The organism is Paenibacillus zanthoxyli JH29 (genome assembly GCF_000520715.1).
GTDB lineage: Bacteria > Bacillota > Bacilli > Paenibacillales > Paenibacillaceae > Paenibacillus_AQ > Paenibacillus_AQ zanthoxyli.
In genome coordinates, this window is sequence record NZ_ASSD01000609.1 from 1 (window position 1) to 5,369 (window position 5,369).

General features: G+C 54.0%; 5 protein-coding genes. All 5 read right to left on the reverse strand.

Annotation, left to right across the window (positions count from 1 at the left end):
- Positions 1 to 1,251 (reverse strand): glutamate synthase subunit beta (locus L691_RS0123545; protein ID WP_025692731.1); only part of this gene is annotated, 1,251 nt, incomplete at its 3' end.
- Between the two features lie 262 nt (positions 1,252 to 1,513).
- The gene (locus L691_RS0123550; RefSeq protein ID WP_025692732.1) at positions 1,514 to 2,005 is read right to left on the reverse strand and encodes a dihydrofolate reductase; all 492 of its coding nucleotides are present in this window, start codon (positions 2,003 to 2,005) and stop codon (positions 1,514 to 1,516) included.
- A gap of 53 nt (positions 2,006 to 2,058) precedes the next feature.
- A complete protein-coding gene (thyA, locus tag L691_RS0123555) occupies positions 2,059 to 2,853 on the reverse strand; it encodes a thymidylate synthase (protein ID WP_025692733.1) in 795 nt (264 codons plus the stop codon).
- Positions 2,854 to 3,212: 359 nt separating this feature from the next.
- Positions 3,213 to 4,628, reverse strand: coding sequence for a dihydrolipoyl dehydrogenase (gene lpdA / locus L691_RS0123560; RefSeq protein WP_025692734.1), 1,416 nt, complete (start codon positions 4,626 to 4,628; stop codon positions 3,213 to 3,215).
- A 3-nt stretch (positions 4,629 to 4,631) separates the two neighbouring features.
- The coding region (locus L691_RS0123565) for a dihydrolipoamide acetyltransferase family protein (protein WP_025692735.1) at positions 4,632 to 5,369 on the reverse strand (738 nt) is incomplete at its 5' end.

A 5,369-nucleotide genomic window follows, 5' to 3' on the forward strand; every position in this document is an offset into this window, starting at 1 on the left:
CAGCGCCAGCTGCGCCGGATAGACCGCTTCGGTACCGGGGATTGGCTGATAGGTTTTACGGCCTGTCTCATCAACCGTCCGGTGAATGTTCACCGTATGCAGCTCTTTAAGGTTGCCGTTCTCGTCGCCGACGAATTTCGTCGTCATAATTGAGAATTCACGCGGGTCATGGCCGAATACCGCCTTCGCTTCCTGCTGGGCGTAGTCCAGCGTATATACATTCGGGAACTGCGGCCAAGGGTTCGCAATCGGATCGCGCTCGAGCGGGGCCTTGTCATGCGTACCGAACTGGGTAATGCTCTTGCAGCCGTGACGGAGCGCCGTAGCTACACAGTCGGAGCCGGTATCGCCGCCGCCAAGCACGATAACGTCTTTGCCTTCCGCAGACACGAAATTGCCGTCCGTAAGCCCCGAATTCAGGTAGCTCTTGATCGTGCCGTTCAAGTAATCCATAGCGTACATCACGCCGTTCAGATCACTGCCTTCCGCAGTGAACTTACGCGCCTGGGTCGCACCGCCGCACAGTACGACGGCATCGTACTCGTCAACAAGCTGCTGTGCCGGAATATCCTTGCCGATCTCCGTGTTGACGATAAAAGTGACGCCTTCAGCTGCCAGCAGGTCAACCCGGCGCTGCACGACACGCTTATCGAGCTTCATCGTCGGAATGCCGTAGGTCAGAAGCCCGCCGACCCGGTCGCTGCGCTCGTAGACGGTAACCAAATGGCCCGCTTTGTTAAGCTGCGCCGCCGCCGCGAGCCCGGCAGGTCCGGAGCCGACTACCGCTACTTTTTTACCCGTGCGTTTCTCCGGAGGTTCCGGAACGACCCAGCCTTCCTCGAAGCCTTTATCGATAATCGCCAGCTCGATCGTCTTGATCGTGACCGGCTGTCCAATCAAGCCGACCGTACAAGAGCCCTCGCATGGAGCCGGACAGATGCTGCCGGTAAATTCAGGGAAGTTATTGGTCTTGTGCAGACGCTCCAGCGCTTCCTTCCACAATCCCCGGTATACGAGGTTGTTCCACTCGGGAATAAGGTTATGCACCGGACAGCCCGAAGTGCCTCCGGCCATGTCGATTCCGGTATGGCAGTACGGCGTTCCGCAGTCCATACAGCGCGCGCCCTGCGTCCGCAGTTCATCTTCCGACAGATGGTCGTGGAACTCCTCCCAGTCCTTAACCCGCTGCTCGGGATCGCGGTCGCCCGGAAGCTGTCTTTTATATTCCATAAATCCAGTTGGTGTAGACATATTTTCGATTCCCCCATCCGTTCTATTCTTGTTGGTTGCAGTACACTTGAACATATTGCGGCATTTTAGGTGGGATTCACTTTAGCACACAGAGGTTCTTGTACAATAATTAATGGGCCTAAAAGTTCTAATTTTAATTATATTAGCATCCCTAACTTTCGCACGTTAATGGACTAATTTGCTGATTGTTTGTACTTTTTTCACATGTTATGTCAGATAAGCAGGCTGCTAATCCTCCGAGTGAAGAGATCAGGGGTGCCGATTATTCCGAACGTTCGTACACGACAAACCGGTAATCATACGGATTTTTCTCATCACGGATTCCCTGCGTATGGGACACTTCCCGCCACTTGCTCCAGTCCGTTTCAGGAAAAAACGTGTCTCCTTCAAAAGACTCGTCAATCCGGGTAACGATCAGCTTGTCGGCAAAAGGCAGCGTCATCCGGTACACTTCCGCTCCGCCGATCACCATCAGCTCATCCTGCCCGCGGCCAAGCTCAAGCGCCTCTTCCAAGCTGTGAACCGTTTCCGCCCCTTTAGGAGCGAAGCTTTCGTCCCGGGTCAGGATAACGCTTGCTCTTCCCGGAAGCGCTTTTCCTCCCAAGGAATCCCAGGTTTTCCGGCCCATCAGCATCGTCTTGCCCATCGTCTGCGCCTTGAAGAACGCAAAATCCCGGGGAAGGTGCCATGGCATGGCGCCGTCTTTTCCTATGACTCCATCCTCGCCCATGGCCCAAATTAAGCTAATGCTCATCTTTATGATTCCCTCCTCGCATGCAGTAATGAGATCTGATCGTGGTATGTCTGCTATACGGCGATAGGCGCTTTGATTCCCGGATGGTAGCGGTATCCTTCAAACTCAAAATCCTCAAAAGTATAGTCGAAGATGCTATCCGGTTTTCGGCGGATGACAAGCTTAGGCAGCTCGTAAGGCTCCCTCGACAGCTGAGTCGCCACCTGCTCCAGATGATTTGTATAAATGTGCACATCCCCGCCGGACCAAATAAACTCTCCCGGCTCTAGCCCTGTCTGCTGGGCAACCATATGCGTCAGCAGGGCGTAGCTGGCAATATTGAACGGCAGCCCGAGGAAGGTATCCACCGAACGCATCGTCAACATGCAGGACAGCTTGCCGTCCGCTACATAGAACTGAAAGACGAAGTGGCAGGGCGGCAGCTTCATTTGGTCAATCTCGCCCACATTCCAGGCGCTTACGATATGCCTGCGTGAATCCGGGTTGTTCTTGATCGAATCGATCACGCTTGAAATCTGGTCGATATGGCGTCCATCCGCGCTTTCCCATGCACGCCACTGCGAGCCGTATACCGGTCCCAGTTCTCCGTTCTCATCCGCCCATTCGTCCCATATGGTAACGCCATTTTCTTTCAAATAAGCGATATTCGTTTCGCCTTTCAGAAACCAAAGAAGCTCGTGCACCACCGATTTCAGATGAATCCGTTTGGTTGTCATCAGCGGAAATCCTTCCGATAGATCGAACCGCAACTGACGGCCGAATACGGATATCGTCCCCGTTCCCGTACGGTCGCTCTTGCGGGTGCCATGATCCAATACATCCTGCAGCAGATCTAAATATTTACGCAAGCTTTCACCGCTCCTCCATTCATATTCTCAACTAATTCTACCATGACTTACGTCCCCATGTAACATACCAAACTATAGAAAAGGACAGCATCCGCCGTGTATAAGCAGCAACAGCCTCTCCATTCTTCTAGAGCGGCGACCGTTTCAAGCAGCAACAGAAAGCAGATAGCAGGCGCTATAAGAAGAAACGCCTGACGGCGTCTTTTTAAGACGCAAGTACGTTTCTCGTAAAAATATAAGACCAAACGATAGGTGCGAAGCTTATACAGTCTTATATTTCTAGAAAAAAGGGCGAAAACGCTTATGCGTCTTCGCCCTATTCTGAAAGCTTGCTTATGCAAGCTTTCTCGTTCGTATGATTAGCGGGTCAGCACGTGAATCGGGTGTCCTTCGACCAGTTCCGCCGCTTCCATTACGACTTCGCCCAGTGTCGGGTGGCCGTGAATAGTCAGCGAGATATCTTCAAGCGTAGCGCCCATTTCGATAGCCAGACCAAGCTCGGCGATCAGGTTAGAGGCTTCGATGCCGACGATTTGCGCGCCCAGCACGATATTGTTCTCTTCGTTCGCAACAATCTTGATGAAGCCGTCCGGATTGTTGAGGGACAGGGCGCGGCCGTTGCCTGCAAACGGGAATTTGCCGGATTTGACTTTGAAGCCTTTGTCCTTCGCTTCTTTCTCCGTCAGGCCGACGCTGGAGCATTCCGGATCGGTGAACACGACGGCCGGAATCACTTTGTAGTCGACAGCGGATTTATGTCCCGCAATCGCTTCGGCGGCAATTTTGCCTTCGTAGGAAGCTTTGTGGGCCAGCGCAAGTCCGGGAACGACGTCGCCGATGGCGAAGATGTTCGGAATGTTGGTGCGGCCCTGATGGTCAACCTTGATCAGTCCGCGCTCATCCAGCTCGACGCCGATCAGGTCAAGTCCCAGCTCTCCATCCGTGTTCGGACGGCGGCCTACGGTTACGAGCAGGTATTCAGCCGTTACTTCCTTGGACTCGCCGCCAACGGAGTATTTCACGGTAACGTCCTTGTCAGTCTGCACCGCGCTTTCCGCTTTGGCATTCGTCACGATCTCAATGCCTGTCTTCGCCATGCTCTTGGATACAAGACGGGTCATGTCTTTGTCGAAGCCCGGCAGTACGGTATCCATGCCTTCAATAATCGTGACTTTGGTGCCGAACTTGGAGTACATTTGGCCGAGCTCCGCGCCGATGTAGCCGCCGCCGATGACGATCAGGCTCTGCGGAATTTCCGGCAGCTCAAGCGCCTCGGTGGAGGACAGAATGCGTCCGCCGAACGGGAAAGGCTTAAGCTCGATCGGACGGGAGCCGGTCGCGATAATGCAGTTCTTGAAGCGGTAACGCGGCGATTCATGGTCGTTAAATACGCGCGCTTCCGTCGTGCTGATGAACATGCATTCGCCGTTGAAGATTTCAACCTTGTTGCCCTTCAGCAGGCCGGCGACGCCGCCGGTCAGCTTCTTGACGACGCTGGTCTTAAACTCCTGCGTCTTGGTGAAATCCACTTTCACGTTCTCGGCGCTAATGCCGAACGCTTCGCCATGCTTGGCGGATTCATACTGGTGAGCCGCCGAGATCAGCGCTTTGGACGGGATACACCCGCGGTTCAGACATACGCCGCCGACTTCGGATTTATCCACGATGAGCACCTTTTGTCCAAGCTGGGCAGCCCGGATAGCCGCCACATATCCGCCCGGACCTGCACCAATGACCAATGTATCAATATCGAGTGAAGCGTCTCCCACTACCATATATTACACCTCCATAACCAGCAGCTCCGGATTTGCGAGCAGCGATTTAATATAGTTCATAAAGTTCTGCGCGGTTGCACCGTCGATAATGCGATGGTCAAAGCTTAAGGAAAGAGCCATGACCGGAGCGGCTACGATCTCTCCGTTCTTCACAACCGGCTTCTCGCTGATGCGGCCCGTTCCAAGGATGGCCACTTCAGGGAAGTTAATGATCGGTGTAAAGAACATACCGCCGGCGGAGCCGATGTTCGTGATGGAAATCGTGCTGCCCTTCATTTCGTTCGGGCTCAGCTTGCCTTCGCGGCCGCGTGCAGCCAGGTCGCTGATCGCCGAGGCGATCATCCAGATGCTCTTGCGGTCGGCATCCTTGATCACTGGAACGATCAGGCCGTTCTCCGTATCGGTTGCAATACCAATGTTGTAGTATTTCTTGTATACAATTTCATTCGCTTCTTCGTCAATGGTGGCATTAAGCGCCGGGAACTGACGGGAAGCCGCCACGAGCGCCTTGACGATGAACGGAAGATAGGTTACCTTCACGCCCTTCTTCTCGGCGACAGGCTTCATGCGGGTGCGGAATGCAACCAGTTCAGTTACATCCACTTCGTCCATAATCGTTACGTGCGGAGCGGTATAAGCCGATTTAACCATGGCGTTCGCAATCGCTTTGCGGATACCCTTGAACGGTACGCGCTCTTCCTCAAGGCTCACATTGCCGGCAGCCGCTGCTGCTGCTGGAGC